The sequence below is a fragment of the Ruegeria sp. AF3 genome (assembly GCF_056536285.1).
On sequence record NZ_JBQFJM010000003.1, the window covers coordinates 99473 to 120116 of the forward strand.

Below are 20644 nucleotides of genomic sequence, written 5' to 3' on the forward strand. Positions count from 1 at the left end.
GAGGGGCGTTGGCGTCATTGCCCCCATGGATCAGGCGGCGGCGCGGTTCTCGCGATGCTGGACGTGCTCGACCGAGACCTTCAGCAGCCAATCCTCGAAGCCGAGAATGGTCTGGTGATTGGAGACCGCCGCGACCCAAGCCGCGCGCGGATCGCTGCCGATCTGCGTCGGATCATTGTCGATCCGGCCATTGGCCATCCACGGTTCCGGCTGAATGCGCCCGAGCCAGTCCGCCAGCGACGGGATGCGCCCCTGGCAATCCTCGCGCACATGCTGCTCGCCGATCCAGCGGATCGGGACGACCCGGCCCGCGCTGTTGATCAGGCTGTGGCCGAAAATTCGTTGAGCATCATAGACCCCGGCCGTATGATGACGATAGGCTCTGTGAACGAAGAGGGCCAGGTGCTCTTTGGATGCATCGAACCAATCATGCACATGTTGGTAATCATCCGGAACACCGCCAAACTTACGGGCCGAGCTTTCGGCGTGATGGAGAGGATGGGCCATGTCAGAGCCCCTCGTGTTCGGTGGTGTTGGTCTCGACATAGCGGTTCGAGTGGCTGACATCGATCTTATCGACCTCGAGCACCCAGGTCAGTTCGCCATAGCCGCCTTCGTTGTTCTCGAAGCCGGGGCTTAGTGCGTAGGCAAAATCCCAGCCGAAGTCTTCGACCCGGCGTCGCAACTCCTCCGTCAGGGTGATCGCATCAGGCGTCACCACGACATCCTCAACGTTGCCGGAATCTCCGTAGCCTTCGTATTGCACCTCGATGCTGGTCACGCCGAGGGCGCGCAGCTCGGAGAGAAGCGCCGCACGGGTCTCGGCCCGCTGCTCGGCAGCACGTCTCTGGGATTCGAGCTTCTGCGCGTAGAAATCAGTCGCTTGTGTCATGTCTTTGGTCCTTTGGAATTGAAGGAAGGGGAGGGCGCCCGCTCAGCCAGGCCGCCCGGGAGTTTCCTTTGGGGGGGCTTCAGGCCGCAGCGTCACCGCGGTTTTAAGCCGTCCGGTCAACCAGGTTGAAATAGAGGTTCTCAGTCGCGCGCTTGAACCCCGGAGGTTTGCGCGGGGCGAGACAACGCACTGAAGCGCTACAGCTTTCGCCGTGCTCCATTGCGAACTGCGTCACCTTGTCGATCAGGTCATCCATGCCAGCGGCCTGGATGCGCTTTTCGGGGTAGCTCCCCAGCATTTGGAACTGGGTAACAACGAAGGCGCCGTCACGATGCGCGGGATAGAGGGTGATCTGGTAGTCGAGTGTCTTGGCCATCTCTGGTCTCCTGCAGCAGGCCGGACGCGATCATCGCACCCCTTGGAACCCGCCAGCCCGAAAGGACCGCCCTTTGTGCAAGGGCGGTCCAGGGCGGCGATTGGGGGTGGAGGGCGTCAGTATTCCGACGGCAGAAGCAGGGTCAGGACGCGGCGCGTTTGCGCGGGATCGGAGGGCTCAGGCGAGCCATATTGGTAGTCGACGTCGTACAAATCGACCTTGAACCAGACGGTTGTGCCATCGAGGTCGATGACGCCCATCTCGTGCCAACCCTGCGGGTCGCTGTCGGCATCGAACCCGTCAAACGCGGCAACACGGCGGGTTAGCTCCAGTTGGGCGTCGGGCCCAAGCGCCGCGACGCCGCGTGTCATCACGAACTGGCCCTGCGGGGCATCGGCGACAGGGGTCGTGCCGAGGATCAAGCGGCGAAACGCATCGTTTTGCGCGGCGATCAGCGCGGCTTCCCGAACGGGATCGAGATCGAGTGTGGTGGTCATGGGATATCTCCAGGACGGGCCAGCCGATCCGATATCGGCTGTAGGCAACCCGTCAGCCGGAAAGGGCCGCCCTCGATGTGAGGACGGCCCAAGGCTCAGGTCAGGTTCAGATCGGTGTTTGCTGCGTCAGGCCGCATCCCCGCTGAGGAAGGCGGGCAAGGACGATGGTTCATCGCTCTCCGCCTCGGCCAGAGGATCTGCCGCGGGCACGTCGCCTTCCTCGGCCTCGGGCGCATCGCCAGTCATTTTGGCGTCAGCCTCCGTCGCACCGGCAAAGACCATCCCGTCAGGCAGCCAGCGCGTCGTCTTTGCAACCGTCGCGGCGTTGAACCCTTCCGTCTCGCCCGCCGTTTCCGCGAAAGCCCGTTCCATCGCGGCCGCGATATCGCCCTTGCGCTCGCGATTGCGATCTTCGGCGTAGTCGTCGCCGATCAGCTTGCGCGCAGTGGCCACCGCATGCCCCTTGTTGACCCGACCCCAGTAGTTCTGCGCGGTCGGGCGCCAGCAGGCCGCCACATCGACATCGAGCCGCGCGCCAATCTCCTCGATGATCGGGGAGGGGCGATTGTCGGAGGAGAGCTGCGGTTTGACCGCCAGACCCGTCGCCCAGGCGAAAAGCGCCTGCTTGTCGGCAATAGGCAGCACCGACATGGCCCGGAAGTCCTCGGGTTTCTCCAGCTTCATCCAGTCGGTGGCGAGGTCCTGCTCCAGCGCCTCGAGCATCTTCTGGGCGACGGTGTCCACATGCAGAACCTCGCGGTTCTGCGCCTGGAAGGGCCGGATCGAGATATCGAGCGCCTCATTGTTGTAGGACCGCCCCATAGCCTGCTCGCAGAGCGCGTAGAGCATCGCGTCGAACGCCACCTCGAAATCCGCCGCCAGATGCGCCCGCAGGATGTGCTGACGCGTGGCACGCAGATCATCAGCAAGGCTCGCCGAAATTCCATCGGCTTTGCGCAACGTCGCGGCCGGGTCGGAGCTCGGCACCGGCGTGGAGGAGGTCGGCGGCGTCACGTGTGGGCGGGCAGGGGAGGGGGCGCCATCCGCATCTGCGGTGGTCTCGTCAGGTTCCGGCGCAGCGGGAATATCCTCCGGTCGCACGAGTCCTTTCTCGACGCGCAACGCCCCGTCATGACCGATGGTCAGAACGACGCCAGCGATAGCGCGGTCTTCGTCTGCGTAAGGTTGCCGCTCGCGCTGCAAGGCCTCGATCTCGCGCAGGCGCGGCTCGATGGCGTAGTATTCCTCGGTTTCGGCGTCGGTCCAATCCTCACCGTCATTCTGCGCCGCCAGTTCTTCCTCGCGCGCAATCAGACGCTCTTCCTCGGCGAGCAGGTCCGGATCGGGGTCGATATCCTGTGGATAGACCCGCCCGAAACTGCGAAACGCGCCGTAGTCCACCGAGAGATGCACTTCGACCCATTTCCACGCCGCCTCGAAGGGTTTGGCCGCAGCCTGAAGTTTCTCAATGGCGAGGCGCTCGAGGAGTTCGGGGTTTTCCATATGGGCACTCGCACGGTCGTCGAAGAGATCGCGTAGCAGAATACCGCCCGCCACCTCATAGGCCTCGATGCCAACAAAGCGCCCGAGGGCCGAGTTCGCCGAATGCGCCGTCTCGGTCAGCTGGCGTTTGATGCTCTGTGGATGGATGTGATAGCCGCCCTTCACTGCGTTCCAGACCGCAAGCTGGCGATCATGGTCGTCGGTCAACGTGAAGGCCATGACGCATTCGAGGGTCAGATCACCGGCACGGAACTGCTCGATGATTTCCGGCGCGACACGGGCAAGCTTAAGCCGGCGGCGCACCAGGTCGACCGAGACGCCGAACTTCAGGGCGATCTCGTCTTCACTGCGCCCCTCGCCGATCATCGCCTCAAAGGCCTCGAACTGGTCGGCCGGGTGCATCGCCGCGCGCTGGAGGTTTTCCGTGGCGGAGGTGAGGACAGCATTGCGCTCATCTTCGACGAGGCAGGGCACCGGGTGATCAACGGGAATGACGCCGTCCTGTGCGAGCTGCTTCAGCACCTTGAGGCGGCGGCCGCCAGCATCGACCGCAAAACGTGTCTCAGACAGAGCATGAACCACCAGGTTCTGCTTGATGCCTGTCTCACGAATGCTGGCAAGGAGCTCGGCGTCATCGCTGGCGCTTGCCGCAACCTTGCGCACGTTGAGCGGGCTCGGCTCCAACTGGTCGAGTGAGATCATCCGGACGCCGGCGGCGCCGTCGGGCGTTGCCGGTCCGGTGCCTTCGGTCTTTTTCTTGGTGGCGGGTTTCGATCGGGTCGTGGTCTTGGCCATGATCAGGGTCCTTGTCATGCCGGACCCGGAAGAGCCTCTCTCTATCCTTTCAAGCCCGGCACCCGGGCTTCCCTTTCTCTGGCTCTTTACAAATGCGGATCACGTGAACAATCGACCGTTTGTAAACAAATGCAAGTAGGTGCTCTCTCGTCGTGCTCGTCCAAAAACCTTTGGTTTCCTTGCGCTGAAAGCGATCTGAGAGGTTTCACCTGCAGTCGCGCGCTCGTACTATATAAAGGGCGCAGGCAGCGGCCACAAAAACGCCTGGGCAATGTGCAAAAAATCAGTATTTTGCACACATGATGACGCAAGCCTCTTCTTTGACTGATGATTACGACGACCCCCTTATCACCATCGAGGAGGATGAAGAGGCTCACGAAGACGATCTCTGGTTTCTACCTAGGTCACTTGAAGAAGAACCGGATGATTTGCCTCCAGGGCCACGGGCGGAACCGCCCGACACTGCTGTCGTCGAAGACTGGGCAAAAGCAGAAGGCGTTCACGCTGCGCGACTGGCAAGAGTGGCTGGACGCCTGGGAGCTCTGGATGACCGGCTGCTGCGTGGCCCGGAAGGCTGGCGGCATCGCCTCGCTCTTATCGAGGCAGCGGATCTCAGCTGGTTCGCAGGGGATCGGGTGAGTTCTGATCGTCTGGCGCTCTGGATATCGATGCGGCTGTCAGGTGCACAGGATGACCCAAATGCACTGGCAAGAGTTGGATGGGCTGTTCGGCGCCTAACAGGCGGTCCTGGACCGAAAGCTGACTTGGCCGCCTTCCTGGATCGCCGCGATCCCGAGAACATTGAAGACAGCGCTGAGCGTTTCAAGGATCGCGCGGGTGGGTGGCTGGACGTCATGGCAGCCGCAAAGGGTCTCCACCCGATCACGCGGGCGTGCATGGGGTATCACCTGTGGAGCTTGGCGGGCCTCGGACGCCACGGCGACCAGATCGAAGCTGCCGTCACCGCGTCCAGGATCGCGACCAGCGATGGAAGCGGTGCCATCTTCGCGCCGCTCGCTATGGCCGGGGCCGGGGGGCTGCGCGTTTCGGGCTTGCCACCCGAGCGTTTGGCCCGCTGGTTGGATGGGATGAACAGCGCAATTCTTACGGCGATGCGAACACTTGATGATATTGAAGTGTGGATCGGGCGGGCAGAAAACGTCATGGCGCAATTATCTGGCCGCACGCCGGTTGCCTTGCGAAAGGTTTTCACGGAATGGCCCTTGGTCTCCGCCCCGATGGCTGAGGCCATGACCGGAGCCAGCCGCGCCGCCGTTCAGCGCAATCTCGCATGGATGGAGGCAAGCGGTTTGATCCGCGAGGTGACGGGGCACGGGAGGTATCGCATGTGGAAAGCTGACCTAATATAGGTCATTTGTCGAGGCTGACACCGGCTTGACCTGGCACGCTTTAGTGCCGCCCCAGATGATCGTTTAAGCCACTTTCCGTTCGAATGCGAAAAGGCTTTTCCAGCCCAAAGCGTTCGTTAGCCATTCGTCTCACGTTTTTGTGACAATTGATCGCTTGAAGCTCCAGTGGGTGAAGGTTGTAACGGGCGAAATAACGGAATGAGAGCCGGAGCCAGAGATGGCATCGTAGCATTTGCGAGTGGCGTAAGTTCCCTGTGCCGTGACGTTCCCGATCTCATGGTCGCGATATCGAAGCCGCTGTGCCTAAATTTCCAGACAATCTGCGACTTAACGAATTGTCGCTGCGCAACTTCGGACCAGGTATCGTGCGAGCAGTTTTCTCCTCCCTAGCAAACTGGAAACTGCAAGGATCGCATGTTTACTTACGAAAATTTGCCCTTGAACCTCTAGCCACTAGAAGTCCTATCTGTTCAAGGAGAACACATACCGTTCTTGCCATCAATCGCCGGTGAGAACCGAAAGGGTACGACATGCTGACAAGACGACACTTCATTCAAACAACAACGGCGCTATTTTCTGCGACCGTTCCCGGCGTGACGTTTGCCGATAGCTGGCCCACCGAGGCGCAGAAGGCTGAATGGGACGCACAGGTGACGCCTCCAAATTATGTCCCCGAAACCTCCAATCCCTGGGATTTGCACCCGCGGTTCCTGCCGCAACGAGTCCTTGCGAAGGCTGGTCTCGTGCCAGGAGATATCCATGTCGACGCGGTCGCGCGGTATCTCTACCATATCGAAGATGGTGGAACAGCGATGCGGTATGGCGTGGCGATCGCGCGGGGGAACCTCTACGAGCCGGGTGTCTATACCATCAAGCGCAAGGTCAGGTGGCCGCACTGGCAACCGACACAGAGCATGATCAATCGCGACCCCGAACTTTATGCTGACATTGCCGATGGCATGGAACCGGGACCGGAAAACGCGCTTGGATCAAGGGCGCTGTATCTCTACGTCGGGGATCGCGATACCCTTCTGCGCATCCATGGCACTCCGAGCCCACGAAGTATCGGTGGCCGCGCAAGTTCGGGTTGCGTACGGATGGTTATGGCGCATATCAATAACCTTTACCCGAACGTCGAAACCGGCTCTACGGCCTATCTTTACTCGGCAGAGGACAGCGTCACTGCCCGCAGCTAAGCCAAGCAGCGGTCGGCAAACGTAGCTAAGTTTCGCGAGGGGTGCAGATACGATTGCCGTTCGCCGTGCGCAGCGGCAGCAAGGTCGTCTCGACGGGGCCGCTGTGTTCGTACCAATAGCAGCCGTCTTCCGGCACCAAGCGCGCGGTTGCAACATCCTGATCCGGGCCAGCCATTGCAATCACGGCTTCGGGAACGTTGCCCCCCTGTTTTGCCGCGTCGCCCGGTCCAGTCGGCTGGACTGCGCACCCGGCCGTGAGCGACAGCGCCACTGCGCCTATCATTTTTTGCTTCAGCATCAAAACCCGCATTCAGCTTCCTTTCGTGACTGTTTTTCTTTGCAGCGGCTGTTCATGCCTCAAGGCGTGATAGAGCCAGTCACCGCATCCTCTAGCAATAAAACAAACTGAAATACCACCGTATTTTGCTCTTGAAGCTCTAGCTACTGTAGGGGCTATGTCATGGTAAAGCACCCGAATCCAGAGGTCCATTCATGCCGCCCGACACCCATCGTCACGACCACGATCACGCCGAAGATGCCCAGACAAGCGGCGGCAGCTGCTGCAGGAGCGCCGGAACGTGCGGCGACATCGTTCCGGCGACCCCCGCGCCAGCGGGCGGGCGCAGTTTTCAGGTGTCCGGCCTCGATTGCGCCGAGGAGGTAGCAATCCTAAACAAGGTGGTCGGCCCGAAGATCGGCGGGGCCGAGCATCTCGCGTTCGACGTGATCAATGGGCGGATGACTATTCTCGACAGCGCCAAGAGTTTATCGGACGGCGAAATTGCAGAACTGGTCGCAAGCACCGGCATGACCGCCAAGCCTTGGGATGCCGAGAACGCGTCGGTCGACCAGGCGGCCCATCTTGCAAGACAGCGGCTGTTTACGGCGCTCAGTGGAGGCTTCTGGGCCGCGGGATTTCTGTGGCACATCATCGAGACCGGCATGGGCGGGGCGCTCGGCCTCTTCGCGGGTCACGGCGAAGCGCCGATGCCACTGGTCGAGGCAGGGCTGTTCGCGGTTGCGATCCTGTTCGGTGTCTGGCTCGTGGCACCCAAGGCATGGTCGTCCGCTCGGCGGCTGTCGCCCGACATGAACCTGCTCATGGTGGTCGCCGTGGCCGGTGCCATCGGGCTTGGCGAATTTTTCGAGGCGGCGACAGTCGCGTTCTTCTTCTCGCTCTCGCTCTACCTCGAAAGCTGGAGCGTCGGGCGTGCGAGGAATGCGGTTTCAGCTCTGCTCGACCTGGCGCCGCCGACGGCAAGAGTTCTTAATGATGACGGCTCAGAAGCGGACGTTCCGGCTTCTGCGGTTGCTATCAACGCACGTTTCGTCGTGCGCGGCGGAGACCGCATCCCATTGGATGGTGAGGTTGTCGATGGGGCAGGGGCCGTCGATCAGGCGCCAATCACCGGAGAGAGTGCGCTGGTCCCAAAGGAACGGGGCGACGAAGTCTATGCCGGTACGATCAACGGCGAAGGCACACTGACGGTGCGCGCCACGAAGGCCGCCTCGGATACCGTGTTGGCCAAGATCATCCGCATGGTCGGTGACGCCCATGCCCGCCGCGCGCCGGTGGAGCAGTGGGTGGCGAAGTTCGCCCGCATCTACACGCCTATCGTCATGGCTCTCGCCATTGCAATTGCCCTGCTGCCGCCGCTCATTTTCGGTGGGGCCTGGGATTATTGGTTCTACAATGCACTCGTGCTGCTGGTGATCGCCTGCCCGTGTGCTCTGGTCATCTCGACACCGGTCTCCATCGTCGCCGCACTCACCGCCTCAGCGCGGGCTGGGGTGCTGATCAAGGGCGGTGCATATGTTGAGGCACCGGGCAAGACCACTGCACTGGCCATTGACAAGACCGGCACGATCACCATGGGCGAGCCGGAGGTGGCGGCGGTGCATCCGCTGGGCAAAGCATCGGCGCAAGATCTGATGACCCTCGCCGCTGGGCTGGAGGCACGTTCCTCGCATCCCTTGGCGCGCGCCATTCTCGCGCGGGCAGAAGCCGACGGCATCAATGTGTCCGCCGCGCAAGATACCCGAACCGTTCCAGGTAGGGGACTTGAAGGACGCACAGACGGCCGGTCGATCTGGCTAGGGTCCGACCGGTTTGCCGAGGAGAAGGGTTTCGGCGACGCCATTCCGAAGGATCTGCGCGACCGCATCGAAGGGGCCGGCAGCACCCTTGTTGCCGTGGGCGACGACACCGGCGTCACCGGCATCCTGGAATTGCGCGACCGTATCCGCCCCGACTCCAAGGGCATCGTGGCACAGCTCCACGCGCAAGGCGTGAAGACCATCGTCATGCTGACGGGCGACAACGAGCGGACAGCGCGCGCCGTTGCCGCCGAGGTCGGCATCGACGAGGTCCGCGCCGAGCTTCTGCCCGAAGACAAGGTGACTGCCATCGAAGAACTGGTCGAAACGCATGACATGGTGGCCATGATCGGCGACGGGGTGAACGACGCCCCCGCCATGGCACGTGCGCATTACGCCATCGCGATGGGTGCTGTTGGTTCGGACGCGGCAATCGAGACGGCGGATATTGCCCTGATGACCGACGACCTCGGCAAGGTGCCTTGGCTGATCGGTCATTCGCGCCGGACAGTGTCGATCATTCATCAGAACATCGGTATTTCCTTGGCGACCAAGGGCGTTTTCGTCGTCGCTACTGCGTTCGGAGTGGCATCGATGTGGGGCGCTATTGCAGCCGACGTAGGAGTGTCATTGCTGGTGGTGGCCAACGCCCTGCGCCTGCTTAACAGCCAAGAGGCCAAGGCGCCGCCGTCCGGCGGTGAACAGGTTGGTCCACAGATGACAAAGGCCGCGCTTGCCCACGGACATTGATCAGGCAGCATTTGCAGGGTAACGTAATGTCCATATCAGACCTCACGAAAGAGGCATCGAGCAGTGAAAACCATCCGATTTCCCCGCCGCGCCGTCCTGTTAGGCGCGCTGGCAACGTTCTTGTCCGGGTGTGCCAGCAAGTTCCGCAGCTATGGCGGACCCGAGGTGACCCGTGTTCGGCTCTACAAGGGGCAGCGCTTGCTTGTTCTCGACGGAGTCGACCGGGTATTGCAAACCTATCCGGTCGGGCTGGGTTTCGCGCCCGAAGGTCACAAGCAATTTGAGGGAGACGGTCGGACCCCGGAGGGCGCTTACGTAGTCGATAAGCGCAACCCTGAAAGCACTTATCATCTTTCAGTTGGCATCTCTTATCCGAATGAGGCCGACATCGCCTTTGCCGAAGCGCAGGGCCTTTCCCCCGGCGGCGACATCTTCATCCATGGTGGTCCACGCCCGGGCATCGACCCAACGGACGTCCGCGACTGGACAGCTGGCTGCATCGCGGTCACAGATCGGCAGATCGAGGACATCTATGCAATGGTGAAGGACGGAACACCTATCCAGATCTTTGCATGACGGTTTTTCTCATGCGGCGGTAATGAGCCGTCGCATTGGCCGTCAGAGCCCAGCTCCACGAAGCCAAAATGAGCGCCAACAGCATCCAGTCCCCGAAGCTCGCGTAGAGTGTCGGCGGCCGCGCGGAGGGCAGACTAGCGTCGATGATGCCCGTTTCGCCGGTCTCGAGCCGCGCAACGATCTCTCCGTTCGCGTCGATGACCGCAGAGATGCCTGTATTCGCGGCTCGAATGACAGGAAGGCCTTCCTCTATGGCGCGCATGCGTGCGGAAGCCAGATGCTGCTCAGGTCCGATGCTGCTGCCAAACCAGGCATCGTTTGTCGCGTTGAAGATCCAGTCGGGTCGGAACAGGTCGTCGACTACATGACCTGGGAAGATGATCTCATAGCAGATCGCCACGGCGACCAGCGGCACACCCGGAAGCGCAAGCGTTCGCGGGCCCGGTCCGGGCGTAAAATCGCCCAGACCCGCCGTGAGCCGCTCGATGGGCAACCAGCCACGGAATGGCACATATTCGCCGAAGGGTACGAGATGGTGTTTCGCGTATCCGGTCAGGATTCTGCCGGTCGCGCCAAAAGCCTGGACCGTGTTGAAATATCGGGTGCCATCGTCGCTCGGTACACGGTCCGGCACCCCGGTGAGCAGCACGCTGCCTTCCGTTAGCGCAGCGGCAATGCGGGCCCGCGCCTCCGTATCCTCATCGAGGAAACCCGGAAAGGCGGTCTCCGGCCAGAGAAGCACGTCGAAATCGCCGTGCCGGGTTGAAAGCTCAAGATAGCGCGCGAAGGTCGCCTCGCGGTTCTCGGGCGCCCATTTCTCCTCTTGTGGAATGTTGCCCTGGACGATGCGCAGGTCGACACTGGGTGGCTGTTGTGCATCCGACTGGAGGCGAAGCGTGCCGACGGCCCACATAGCCGCGATGCCGGCCAGCGCCATGAGCGAAACGGTCAATCGTTGCCGCCCGGACGCCATGACAGCCGCGCCGGGAAGTGCCGCGACGAACACGGTGAGAAAGCTTAGCCCATAGCTTCCGACCCAGGCGGCGGTCTGGCGAAGGGCGGCGTAGTCTACAAGTGCGTAACCGGCCAGATTCCAGGGAAACCCTGTCAGAACGTGACCACGCAACCACTCGGCCACGGTCCAGGAGGTCGCGAACAGGAGGCAGGCCAAGAGACTGCCCATGGTTCCGCGCCGCGCGATTTCGGCAAAAAGCGCAGCGGCAATGGCTGGGAAAATCGCGAGACCTGCGGACAATCCCGCGACCGCCGGAATCGCCATCGTCCCAAACCGCTCGGCCTCGACGTAGAAACTTTCCGCGATCCACCAAATCCCGAAACCGAACTGGCCGAGACCAAACGCCCAGCCGACGAGGAAAGCGCGCCCGAAGGAGAGATCGCGAAGCCCGACAAACAACGCGGAATAGGCAACGGGAACGAGCAGGAGAATCGAAAGAGGCGGGAAAGTCAGAACGGTCATCGCCCCGGCGGCGAAACCAAGCGTCATCCGCGAAAGAAAACGGTGGCGCAGAGCGATGCGGTTCAGAATTTCCGGCTTCACGACTTGATCGAACGCCGCGCGCTGATCCATGGCGCGGCGAGCAAGAGCCCCACGCCACTGACGACAAATACATCGGCCAAGTTGAAGGCAGGCCAATGTGTTGTGCCAATGTAGAAATCGAGAAAGTCTGTTACAGCCCGATACCGCACACGATCGATGACATTGCCTAGGGCTCCGCCAATGATCGCACCGTAGGCAAGCGTTTCCACCGCATTGTCGGCGCGAAACAGCATAACCCCCAGCCAAACACAGATGGCAAGAGCGAAAGCGATGAGGCTCCACCACGGCGCGCCGCCCAACATCCCGAAAGTCACGCCGTCATTACGATAAAAGACGAGGTTGAATCCCGGAAACACGGGAATTCCGGCGCTTAAAGTGACGGCATTCGCAACGACAATGGCTTTGGTGATCTGATCGATCGCGAACGCAGCAAGTGCTGCGAAGACGCCGATCATCGGAGATACCTTGTTTAGTGACATTGCCTCATCCCAACCAGACATCAAGGAACAGCATCAGAACGAGCCCGACTGCGAGACCGAGCGTCGCCCTGTTCTGATGGCCGCTGCGATGGGTTTCGGGGATGATTTCGTGGCTAATGACGTAGAGCATTGCGCCCGCGGCAAAGGCCAGACCCCATGGAAGCAGCGGTTCCGACAGTGTGATGATGCCGGCCCCGAGCAAACCGCCAATCGGCTCGACCATGCCCGTCAGCGCCGCGATGCCCCAGGCGCGCAGCTTCGGATATCCCTCGCCCAGCAGAGATACAGCGACGGCCAATCCTTCGGGCGCATTCTGAAGCCCGATGCCGATGGCGAGCGGCAGACCGCCCTCCATACCTCCGGATCCGAAGCCGACCCCCACGGCAAGGCCTTCGGGGAAGTTGTGGATCGTGATCGCAATGATGAACAACCAGACCCGCCGCAAAGACGCCGCTTCGGGCCCTTCGCGTCCCGTCTTGAAGTGCTCGTGCGGCAGCTTTTCGTTCATCAGGGCGACAGCCCCCATGCCCAGAAGAATCGAAACGCATACGATGGCCGCAGGCATCGCGCCGTTTTCGAACATCGGCTCCGCCGCATCCAATGCCGGGATGATCAGCGAAAAGAAAGAAGCGGCGAGCATCACACCGGCAGCGAAGCCGAGCGACAGATCGCGTGTGGCCCGAGACGGGATGCGCCCGAACAGCACAGGAACTGCTCCGACTGCTGTGAGCGATCCGGCGGCGAGACTTCCGAGAAAGCCGAGCATTATCGGAGACAGATTTTCCATGGGCGGGCCAGATTATCCTTCGGCGTAGCTCGAAAAGACTTCCGTCGACCCGTCCTTGCGGATGAGGAAGACATCATAGGCCTCGCGGTCGTCTTCTGGCCCCATGCCGGGCGAGCCATAGGGCATCCCCGGAACGGCGAGGCCGACGGCGTCCGGGCGCTCCTCGAGAAGGCGGCGGATGTCAGCGGCCGGGACATGGCCTTCGATCACGTAGCCATCAATGAGCGCGGTGTGGCAGGAGACCATGCGCTGCGGCACGCCGTTGTCGAGCTTGAAGCGAACCAGCAACCCGCCGAACATGTCCTGGCCGGTCGGCGCAAAGCCATTCTCTTCGAGATGGTTCATCCACGAGAGGCAGCAGCCGCAACCGTTGGTCTTGCGGACGTCGATCGCCGTTGCCTCTGCGAGGGCCTGTGCCGCCGGGAACAGGGCGAGCGTGATGGCAAGAGCTTGGGTCATGCGTTTCATGGGTCAGAGCCTTTCGGTTGTCGTTTCGGCAATCTCGCTGCCGAGGTTTTCATTCAGAAGCGCGCGCGCCTCGGCCAGACGCGAGAGCGCGGCGGTATCATCCGCTTCGCTCTCGGCTGCTTCGGCGAGCCGGTCGTCAGCGAGGGGGTCAGTCGGGCGCCCATCCACGAGGACTTCGTAGTGCAGGTTCGGACCTGTCGCCGTGCCAGTCGCGCCGACGCGGCCGATCACGTCTCCCGCCGCAACGCGTTGGCCTTGTGCCAAGTCTTCCGGCACGGCGCTCAGATGCGCGTAGCGCGTCATGGTGTCGGAGCCGTGCAAGATTTCGACCACGCGACCATATCCGCCGCGCCAGCCGATGAAATTGACCCGCCCCGGTGCCGTCGCTTGAACCGGTGTCCCACGTGCCGCTGCAAAATCGACGCCGGTGTGCATCCGGACGTTGCCAAAGACCGGATGCGTGCGGCGCCCGAACACCGAGCTGAGGCGCGCACCCTCGACCGGCTGTGCGAAGACGCGCAGCACCTCGCCATCGACGTAGATCGTCGCCTGACCGCTGCCGTCGTCAGGCCATACGATCTCGTAGAGCGAACCGCCGATGTCCAGTGCGGCGAAGGCGAGTTCGGGCTGTCCGATCCTGTCCTCGCCGACCCGCGCCTCACGCCAGAGAAGCCTTAGTGTTTCGCCGCCGGCCATCTCGCGGCGGAAATCCACGGTCCCTCCCAGCATCTGCGCAAGGTCCACGGAAAAACGGGCGGGTATGCCGGCTTCGTCGAGTGCCGCGAAGATCGAGCTGTCGATCACGGCTTCGCCGGCAAGGGTTACGATCTCCGGATCCGGAGCCACGACCTGTGTGGACAACTGCTCGCCGAAAACCACCTCGATCCGAACCCCGTCCTCGACGGCGAGTGAGACGGTGCGGGGGCTGCCGTCCATGGTCGAAGCAACAGTGACCGAGTGCCCCGGCCGCAGCCGTCGCAGATCGTATTCCGCGCCAAGCGCAAGGGCAACTTCGGCTCTGTCAGGTGCCGCAAGACCAGCTTCAGACAGCAAGAAATCGAGCGTCTCGCCAGGTGCAATGTTGCGCGACCATGTCGACAGGGGTGGCTCGATCGCCTGCACGGGCCTGTCGGCAAACGCGACCTGCAGAAGGGGCAGGGGGCCGAGGTCGGGTGCATCTTCTGCCCATACCGTCACGGGCAGCGTCACGAGGATGTCAACGTTCTGGGGGGCTTCAGGACCTTGGGGCATCCAATTACCTGCCGAGGCAAGTTTCGGCGGCACGGGTTCTTTCGAGAAAACACCGGAGATGACGATAGCTGCCCCGGAAACCGTCCCCGCAATTGCGACACAAGCCGCCAAAGTTCTGAGCCTCATGTCGCCCCCTCCATTTCTTCTTCCAGCGCGCGGCGAATTTTCGGCACCGCGAATTCTCTGGGTTCGTGATAGTCGATCATGGTGACGAACCGCCCAGAGGCTGCGAACAGGAAGACGCTCGCGCTGTGGTTCATCGTGTAATCGCCGCTCTCCGTCGGCACCCTTTCGTAGGTGGCGTGGAAGCCGTCCGCGACGCGCGCGATCTGCTCTTCCGGTCCCGTCCAGCCACGTATCCCAGGATGGAAGTAGCCGACATATTCGGCCATCGTTTCGACAGTGTCGCGCTCGGGATCGACCGTGATGAAAACCACGTTCATCTCGTCGGCCTCGTCTCCCAGATCGTCGAGCCATCCCGAAATGTCCGAGAGCGTGGTCGGGCAGACATCGGGACAGTAGGTGAAGCCGAAGAACGCCATCGTCGGGCGACCGATCAGGGTTTCTGGCCCGACCGCGTTGCCCTCATGATCCGTCAGACGGAAATCCATTTCGGTCAGGGCCACAGGCCGCTGCCCGACAGGTTCGGGTCCACCGGGTCCATCGACCTGCCACCAACCGACGAAGAGCATCAGGGCGACCGCCCCGACACCAGCCGCGCCGTACCCCAGGATCGCCCGTCGCCGCATCAGTCCTCTGGCCCCCGCGCGGCGATGCCGAGGATCGGCACCTCGACCGTCACTTCGCCTCCGTCGTCGAAAAGCAGGGTCAGCGGAAAGGTGTCCCCTTCCGTCATCGGTTCTTGTAGCCGCATCAGCATTGCGTGCAGGCCCCCCGGTTCGAGCGCGACGCTCTCGCCCGGGGCGATCGCGATCTCCCCCGCCGGGCTCATGGAACTCACACCCTCGGCATTTGTCTTCGTCTCGTGAATTTCGGGCATCATCGCGAGCGGAGTTGTAAGGCCGATCAGCGTCACCGGCTCGTCGCCGGTGTTGCTTATCGTCATGTATGCGGCCCCGGGGCGGTTCATCCCGATAGAGGCGCGGGACCACGCGTTCTCGACGACAACATCCTCGGGTCCGGCCAGCGCGGGCACTGAGAGCCCTCCTAGGGTCAAAAGCGCAGTCAATGTGCCGGTCAAAATATGCTTTTTCATCGTTTTGATCCTGCCCTTTCCATTCATTTTTGCGCGGAAGTGACTTCGGCAGCCACCAATCGCCGCAGTTCTGCCTCCCCGAACGGATCGAGCGGCTTGCCGTTCACGAAGAATGTGGGCGTCTGGCGAATTCCCACGGTCTCTACATCGGCACGATCCTGATTCAGGATCGCCACTACACCCGGTGCCAGCATTTGCGTGCGCGCGGCCTCGGCATCGAGCCCGGCCGTGGCGGCGACCTGTAGGATTAGGCCGGGCGCCGGGGCACCGTGCGACGCCCATCTCGGCTGTTCCCGCAGAACGGCCTCGAGCACCGGCACGTAAACGTCCTGCATGCGCGCCGCCTCGAGCACGCGGATGGCTTCCTCGGATGCCGCGCCGTGGAAGGGCGTGTAGCGGATCACGACGCGGACAGCTTCCCCATGCTCGGCCATGATGTCCTTCACGATGGGATGAAAGGCGCGACAGGCCTCGCAGGCCGGATCGAAGAATTCGACGATCGTGACGGGCGCATCCGCAGGCCCGAGGATGGGCGAGTAGGGGCGGATCATCGCCTCCGCAAGTTCCGGAGCAACGGGCTCCGCTTCGGCCACTGGGCCGGGGCGGTTTGCAAACCAGGTGGCTCCGCCGAAACCGGCGGCGCCGAGGGCAAGAACGGACAGGATCAGGCCGCGTCGATTCATGTTCGTGTGTCCTTTAATGAAAGGGCCGACAGCGCCCCGATCAGCGCGAAGGCGGCGAGCGCCATCAGCGGGATCGGGATGCCGAAGACCAGTTGGTTGTCATCGGTGCAAGAGGGGCCGGTGGCCGTGCAGGGCTGGACGCGTTCGGGAACAAGACCGACGTACAGCCCCATGTGCCAGAGGGCGATTGCGCCGCCGCCAAGCGCCAATGCGATGCCGTAGCGCCCCACGCGGCCGTCCCGCCACCAAAGGCCGAGCCCGAGGACAATGGCCAAGGGGAACATGAAGGCGCGCTGGAACCAGCACAGCACACAGGGCGTCTGCCCCAGCACCTCGCCGATGAAAAGCACGGCAAGCGAGGCGACGAGCGCGATGATCCACGCCAGCCCGAGGGCTGTTTCTCCGGACATACGGTTCATGTCGGTCAGATCCTCTCTTCCAGATTGGCGAGGATCTCTTCGGCGGAGGTGCCGTAGGGCCACGAGTCGGCGAAGCCCGCGTCGGGATCGAAGAGGAACAGATGCGACGTGTGGCCCATCGTGTAACCATCCGGCGCCGCAGCCTCTTCGACGCGTTCGAAGAAGATCGGAAAGGTCTCGGATGTGGCGGCGATCTGTTCCGGCGTGCCGGTCAGCCCGATGATGCCCGCATCGAACAGCGGGACGTATTCGGCGAGTGCTGCGGGCGTGTCTCGTTCAGGGTCGATTGTTATGAAAATCGGCTGGACCTTGGCGGCATCGTCGCCCAGACCGTCCATCACCGCCGCGACCTCGGATAGGGTCGTCGGGCAGACGTCGGGGCAGTTGGTAAAGCCGAAAAAAACCAGCATCCAGCGCCCCGCAAAGTCCTCCTCGGTTCGAACCATACCCTGGTGGTCCGTCAGTTCGAACTCAGCGAAAAAAGGCGGTTCGGCGTCGGTTCGGGCGCTATCGGCACGATAATCGGACCATAGCAAAAGCCATACGAAGGCAAGCGCTGCCACGCCTGCCAAAACCCAAAGAAACTTCTGTGCCGATGTAAGGGACAATCCTGTTCGCCTGATTTTGATTCTTATTGCCTGTGCGGATACATCCTCTAGCTGCTAGAGGTTCAAGCACGAAATCATGGTATAGCTTGAACTCACGCGTCTGTGAATCCGACACTTGTTTATTCCGACGTCAAAACCTACACAAACTGTATCTTTTTCATGGAGGCGAAAATGCTCACGATCGGTACTCTGTCAAAGAAGACTGGCACAAAAGTGCAGACCATCCGGTACTACGAACAGATCAGACTCATGCCCGAACCTGGCAGGACCGAAGGCGGACAGAGGCGCTACGACAATGCACAGCTCGACCGACTGTCCTTCATCCGCCATTCGCGGCAACTCGGTTTTTCGCTCGATGCGATCCGCGAGCTGCTCGACCTCAGCGACCATCCCAACCGCCCCTGCGACGAGGCAGATGCCATCGCGCGTCGCCAGCTCAAACAGGTGGAGCAGCGCATGGCCCGCCTGAAGGCGCTGCGCACGGAACTGAAACGCATGGTTCACGAATGCAGCGGCGGGCGGACGGGAGATTGCAAGGTGCTTGAGGTGTTGCGGGACCATTCGGAATGCTTGACCGAGCACGAGGAAATCGGGGCCTGAAGGAATTCAGCCAACATTCCGGCTGGAACGCAGATCAGCCGCAGAAGTTAATGTGTCCTACAACACAAGCTGGAACCACAAAATGGCCGCTAGACAAGATTCAATGGAGAGACGGACGCTTTGGATCGTTCTGGCGCTCAATATCGGTTTGGCCGTGGCCTTTTTCGCAACAGGCGCCTTCGGCGACTCAAGTGCCCTGATCGCCAACGGGCTCGATAACCTCTCCGACAGCTTCGTCTACGCGATCAGCCTTTTCGCTTTGTCCCGATCCGACAAATGGAAACGCGGGGCGGCGAACGTTTCCGGTGGGCTGCTGATCCTGTTCGCTGCAGGCATCCTCTACGATGCGTGGCGCCGCTACATCGGCGGGTCAGATCCGCTTGGGACGATCATGATCGCCATGGCCCTGATTGCGGCGGCCATCAACGCAGTCTGCGTCTGGCTGCTCGCTAAGCTCAAAGATCCGGACGTCAACATCCGCGCGGCCAACACCTTCAGTTACAACGATTTCGCCGCGAACCTCGGGATCGTCGTGGCCGGCGGCCTCGTCGCCTGGCTGGGAACCAACTGGCCGGACCTCGTCGTCGGCGTGATTGTCGCCGGGATCGCGGCCTGGGGAGGTATCGACATTCTGCGCGACGCACACGGCGAACACCACAAAGCAGTTCATACGGGCAAATAGTTGCGGGAGATTCTTTCTGAAAGAAGGGGTTGAAGCTACAGTGACTATAGCAATTAGTCTTGTTCCAAGACGATTCGAGGAGCGACCCGTTGCATATGACCGACCCCCTACTTGTACCCACCAAACTACTGGATTTTGATGCCGCGCCTCTTGCGCATCTAATTGAGAACCGTAGCTGGCGCGGCTTATCCGAATACGATCGGATCGGAGCTGCCTATGATTTCGTTCGGAATGAAATCGCGTTCGGATACAATCGAGCTGACGACATCCCCGCATCCGAAGTGCTTTCCGACGGCTACGGGCAGTGCAATACCAAAGGCACGCTCTTGATGGCGCTGCTGCGTGGTGTTGGCATTCGTTGCCGGTTGCATGGGTTTACGATCCACAAAGGCTTGCAGCGCGGTGTTGTCCCTGAGCTGGTGTATCCGCTTGCTCCGCAGGAAATTCTCCACTCATGGGTCGAGATCGAATTTCAAGGTGCCTGGATCAACCTTGAAGGCTTCATCCTGGATGACGCTTTCCTCGATGTCCTGCAAACGTCATTCTCGGACACAGAAAGTCTCTGCGGTTATGGCGCGGGCACGGATTGCCTTGGCGCGCCTCCCGTCGCCTGGAACGGAGAAGATACCTACATTCAGAAAACCGGCATCGTGCAGGATTTCGGCGTGTACGATACGCCGGACGCCTTCTATTTGTCCCATGAGCAATCCTTTGGGTGGCTGCGTGGTGCCCTTTACCGTCATATCATCCGCCACTGGATGAATGCGCGCGTACGTGGTTTCCGCAGCGGCCGCCTCAAGACTGACCGACGCGCGACACACGCGCATGAGGAGCCTGCCAATGCCGCATGATCATGGGCACGCGCATATCGAACCGGATTCTGGCGATCGGCGGGTTGCCATCGCGATCTGGGCGAACGGGCTTCTTACCGTTGCGCAGATCGTCGGGGGCATATTCTCGGGTAGTTTGGCACTGATCGCCGATGCGCTGCACAACTTTTCCGATATGGCCTCGCTTGTCATTGCCTTTGCCGCACGCAAGATCGCGCGCCGCCCGGCAGATGAGCGCATGACCTTCGGCTATGGCCGGGTCGAAATCGTCGCGGCCCTGATCAACTACACCACCCTCATCGTGATCGGCTTCTATCTGATCTACGAAGGTGGCATGCGCATGATTGATCCACCCGAAGTCATGGGGTGGACCGTCGTCATTCTCGGTGGAATCGCGCTTGTGGTCGACACGCTGACCGCAATGCTGACCTATTCGATGCAGAAGGGGAGCGTGAACATCCGTGCGCTTTTTCTCCACAACCTTTCGGATGCGTTGGCTTCAGTGGCCGTCATAGTCGGCGGGACGCTCATTATACTTTTTGATATGCGTTGGGTTGATCCGGCCATCACCATCGGCATCGCGCTCTACATCCTGTATCTGTCCTTCACCGAAATAGGGGGCCCAATTCGAACCCTGATGCTTGGAAGCCCGCCGGATGTGGATGGAAACGACGTGGTCAGAGCGATCCAGTGTGTCGATGGCGTTGTGGACGTGCATCATGTCCACCTGTGGCAAATGCAGGAGCACGCTGCGGCATTGGACTGCCATATTGTCGTCGAACGCGACCGGATGAGTGAGGCCGACAAAATTAAAGAAAACGTCAAATCAGTGCTGCATGAACGTTTTTCAATTGAGCATTCCACGCTTGAGTTTGAAGCGAGCGACAATGCGCATAAAGAGGCACAGGTGTTCGGACACCGCTCATGACGGTGGTTCAAAGCATCTAATGGTCATTGGCCTCCTGTCCGGTCTGGTATTGATTAGCGCGCTTCTTTGCCCAATCTTCCACC

24 protein-coding genes are annotated in these 20644 nt (G+C 61.3%); 8 read left to right on the forward strand and 16 right to left on the reverse strand.

The annotated features are described in order from the left end of the window. Positions 1-30: 30 nt before the first annotated feature. The 5 genes from ACR3FC_RS20690 to ACR3FC_RS20710 form a co-directional block, all read right to left on the reverse strand. Entirely contained in the window at positions 31-507 is a 477-nt protein-coding gene (locus tag ACR3FC_RS20690; RefSeq protein WP_027246193.1) for a DUF6915 family protein, read from the reverse strand. Position 508: 1 nt separating this feature from the next. Continuing rightward, a complete protein-coding gene (locus tag ACR3FC_RS20695; protein ID WP_027246194.1) occupies positions 509-892 on the reverse strand; it encodes a DUF6878 family protein in 384 nt (127 codons plus the stop codon). Positions 893-995: 103 nt separating this feature from the next. Next, positions 996-1268, reverse strand: a complete 273-nt coding sequence (locus tag ACR3FC_RS20700; RefSeq protein WP_027246195.1) for a hypothetical protein — start codon at positions 1266-1268, stop codon at positions 996-998. Positions 1269-1384: 116 nt separating this feature from the next. Next, entirely contained in the window at positions 1385-1765 is a 381-nt protein-coding gene (locus ACR3FC_RS20705) for a DUF3768 domain-containing protein (RefSeq protein WP_480478341.1), read from the reverse strand. Positions 1766-1891: 126 nt separating this feature from the next. After that, positions 1892-4063, reverse strand: coding sequence for a ParB/RepB/Spo0J family partition protein (locus ACR3FC_RS20710; protein WP_480478343.1), 2172 nt, complete (start codon positions 4061-4063; stop codon positions 1892-1894). Between the two features lie 299 nt (positions 4064-4362). Between ACR3FC_RS20710 and ACR3FC_RS20715 the strand changes: the two genes are divergently transcribed. Then, complete coding sequence (locus tag ACR3FC_RS20715; protein WP_038008333.1) at positions 4363-5433, forward strand: hypothetical protein; 1071 nt, start codon at positions 4363-4365, stop codon at positions 5431-5433. A 530-nt stretch (positions 5434-5963) separates the two neighbouring features. Continuing rightward, positions 5964-6629, forward strand: a complete 666-nt coding sequence (locus ACR3FC_RS20720) for a L,D-transpeptidase (RefSeq protein WP_038008334.1) — start codon at positions 5964-5966, stop codon at positions 6627-6629. 25 nt (positions 6630-6654) lie between these two features. Here ACR3FC_RS20720 and ACR3FC_RS20725 read toward each other — a convergent pair whose 3' ends face one another. Beyond that, entirely contained in the window at positions 6655-6939 is a 285-nt protein-coding gene (locus ACR3FC_RS20725; RefSeq protein WP_038008335.1) for a hypothetical protein, read from the reverse strand. Between the two features lie 182 nt (positions 6940-7121). Between ACR3FC_RS20725 and ACR3FC_RS20730 the strand changes: the two genes are divergently transcribed. Both ACR3FC_RS20730 and ACR3FC_RS20735 read left to right on the forward strand, forming a co-directional pair. Next, complete coding sequence (locus ACR3FC_RS20730) at positions 7122-9476, forward strand: heavy metal translocating P-type ATPase (protein WP_038008337.1); 2355 nt, start codon at positions 7122-7124, stop codon at positions 9474-9476. A gap of 63 nt (positions 9477-9539) precedes the next feature. Beyond that, entirely contained in the window at positions 9540-10052 is a 513-nt protein-coding gene (locus ACR3FC_RS20735) for a L,D-transpeptidase family protein (RefSeq protein WP_038008338.1), read from the forward strand. Here ACR3FC_RS20735 and lnt read toward each other — a convergent pair. Genes lnt through ACR3FC_RS20785 form a run of 10 tightly spaced genes read right to left on the reverse strand, consistent with a single transcriptional unit; the run spans position 10033 to position 17521 of the window. Next, positions 10033-11640: an apolipoprotein N-acyltransferase gene (lnt, locus tag ACR3FC_RS20740; RefSeq protein WP_038008340.1), complete on the reverse strand. Its 1608-nt coding sequence runs from the start codon at positions 11638-11640 to the stop codon at positions 10033-10035. The genes ACR3FC_RS20735 and lnt overlap by 20 nt on opposite strands. Continuing rightward, complete coding sequence (lspA, locus tag ACR3FC_RS20745) at positions 11607-12065, reverse strand: signal peptidase II (protein WP_018001715.1); 459 nt, start codon at positions 12063-12065, stop codon at positions 11607-11609. Before lspA ends, lnt begins: the two co-directional genes overlap by 34 nt. A gap of 28 nt (positions 12066-12093) precedes the next feature. Further along, entirely contained in the window at positions 12094-12876 is a 783-nt protein-coding gene (locus tag ACR3FC_RS20750) for a ZIP family metal transporter (protein ID WP_038008344.1), read from the reverse strand. Between the two features lie 12 nt (positions 12877-12888). Next, positions 12889-13344 (reverse strand): DUF411 domain-containing protein, encoded by a 456-nt coding sequence (locus ACR3FC_RS20755; RefSeq protein WP_038008346.1) that lies wholly within the window; start codon positions 13342-13344, stop codon positions 12889-12891. A gap of 3 nt (positions 13345-13347) precedes the next feature. Beyond that, the gene (locus ACR3FC_RS20760) at positions 13348-14721 is read right to left on the reverse strand and encodes a M23 family metallopeptidase (RefSeq protein ID WP_038008349.1); all 1374 of its coding nucleotides are present in this window, start codon (positions 14719-14721) and stop codon (positions 13348-13350) included. Next, a complete protein-coding gene (locus ACR3FC_RS20765) occupies positions 14718-15344 on the reverse strand; it encodes an SCO family protein (RefSeq protein WP_038008350.1) in 627 nt (208 codons plus the stop codon). Before ACR3FC_RS20765 ends, ACR3FC_RS20760 begins: the two co-directional genes overlap by 4 nt. After that, on the reverse strand, positions 15344-15811 hold the full coding sequence (locus ACR3FC_RS20770; protein ID WP_038008351.1) for a copper chaperone PCu(A)C: 468 nt from the start codon (positions 15809-15811) through the stop codon (positions 15344-15346). The genes ACR3FC_RS20765 and ACR3FC_RS20770 overlap by 1 nt, the downstream gene beginning before the upstream one ends. A gap of 23 nt (positions 15812-15834) precedes the next feature. Then, positions 15835-16494 carry a DsbA family protein gene (locus tag ACR3FC_RS20775; protein WP_038008353.1) on the reverse strand — a complete coding sequence of 220 codons (660 nt, stop codon included), beginning with the start codon at positions 16492-16494 and terminating at the stop codon, positions 15835-15837. Next, a complete protein-coding gene (locus tag ACR3FC_RS20780) occupies positions 16491-16913 on the reverse strand; it encodes a disulfide bond formation protein B (RefSeq protein WP_009573598.1) in 423 nt (140 codons plus the stop codon). The genes ACR3FC_RS20775 and ACR3FC_RS20780 overlap by 4 nt, the downstream gene beginning before the upstream one ends. Positions 16914-16918: 5 nt before the next feature. Further along, on the reverse strand, positions 16919-17521 hold the full coding sequence (locus ACR3FC_RS20785) for an SCO family protein (protein WP_234702897.1): 603 nt from the start codon (positions 17519-17521) through the stop codon (positions 16919-16921). A 171-nt stretch (positions 17522-17692) separates the two neighbouring features. Here ACR3FC_RS20785 and ACR3FC_RS20790 point away from each other — a divergent pair, with 171 nt between their 5' ends. From ACR3FC_RS20790 to ACR3FC_RS20805, 4 genes are all read left to right on the forward strand, one after another. Beyond that, positions 17693-18121 carry a MerR family transcriptional regulator gene (locus tag ACR3FC_RS20790; RefSeq protein ID WP_424991138.1) on the forward strand — a complete coding sequence of 143 codons (429 nt, stop codon included), beginning with the start codon at positions 17693-17695 and terminating at the stop codon, positions 18119-18121. 103 nt (positions 18122-18224) lie between these two features. Next, positions 18225-18803 (forward strand): cation efflux transmembrane domain-containing protein, encoded by a 579-nt coding sequence (locus ACR3FC_RS20795; RefSeq protein WP_037941752.1) that lies wholly within the window; start codon positions 18225-18227, stop codon positions 18801-18803. A gap of 95 nt (positions 18804-18898) precedes the next feature. Beyond that, positions 18899-19654 (forward strand): transglutaminase-like domain-containing protein, encoded by a 756-nt coding sequence (locus ACR3FC_RS20800; protein WP_424991100.1) that lies wholly within the window; start codon positions 18899-18901, stop codon positions 19652-19654. After that, positions 19644-20561 (forward strand): cation diffusion facilitator family transporter, encoded by a 918-nt coding sequence (locus tag ACR3FC_RS20805; RefSeq protein ID WP_416616956.1) that lies wholly within the window; start codon positions 19644-19646, stop codon positions 20559-20561. The genes ACR3FC_RS20800 and ACR3FC_RS20805 overlap by 11 nt, the downstream gene beginning before the upstream one ends. Positions 20562-20644: the final 83 nt, after the last annotated feature.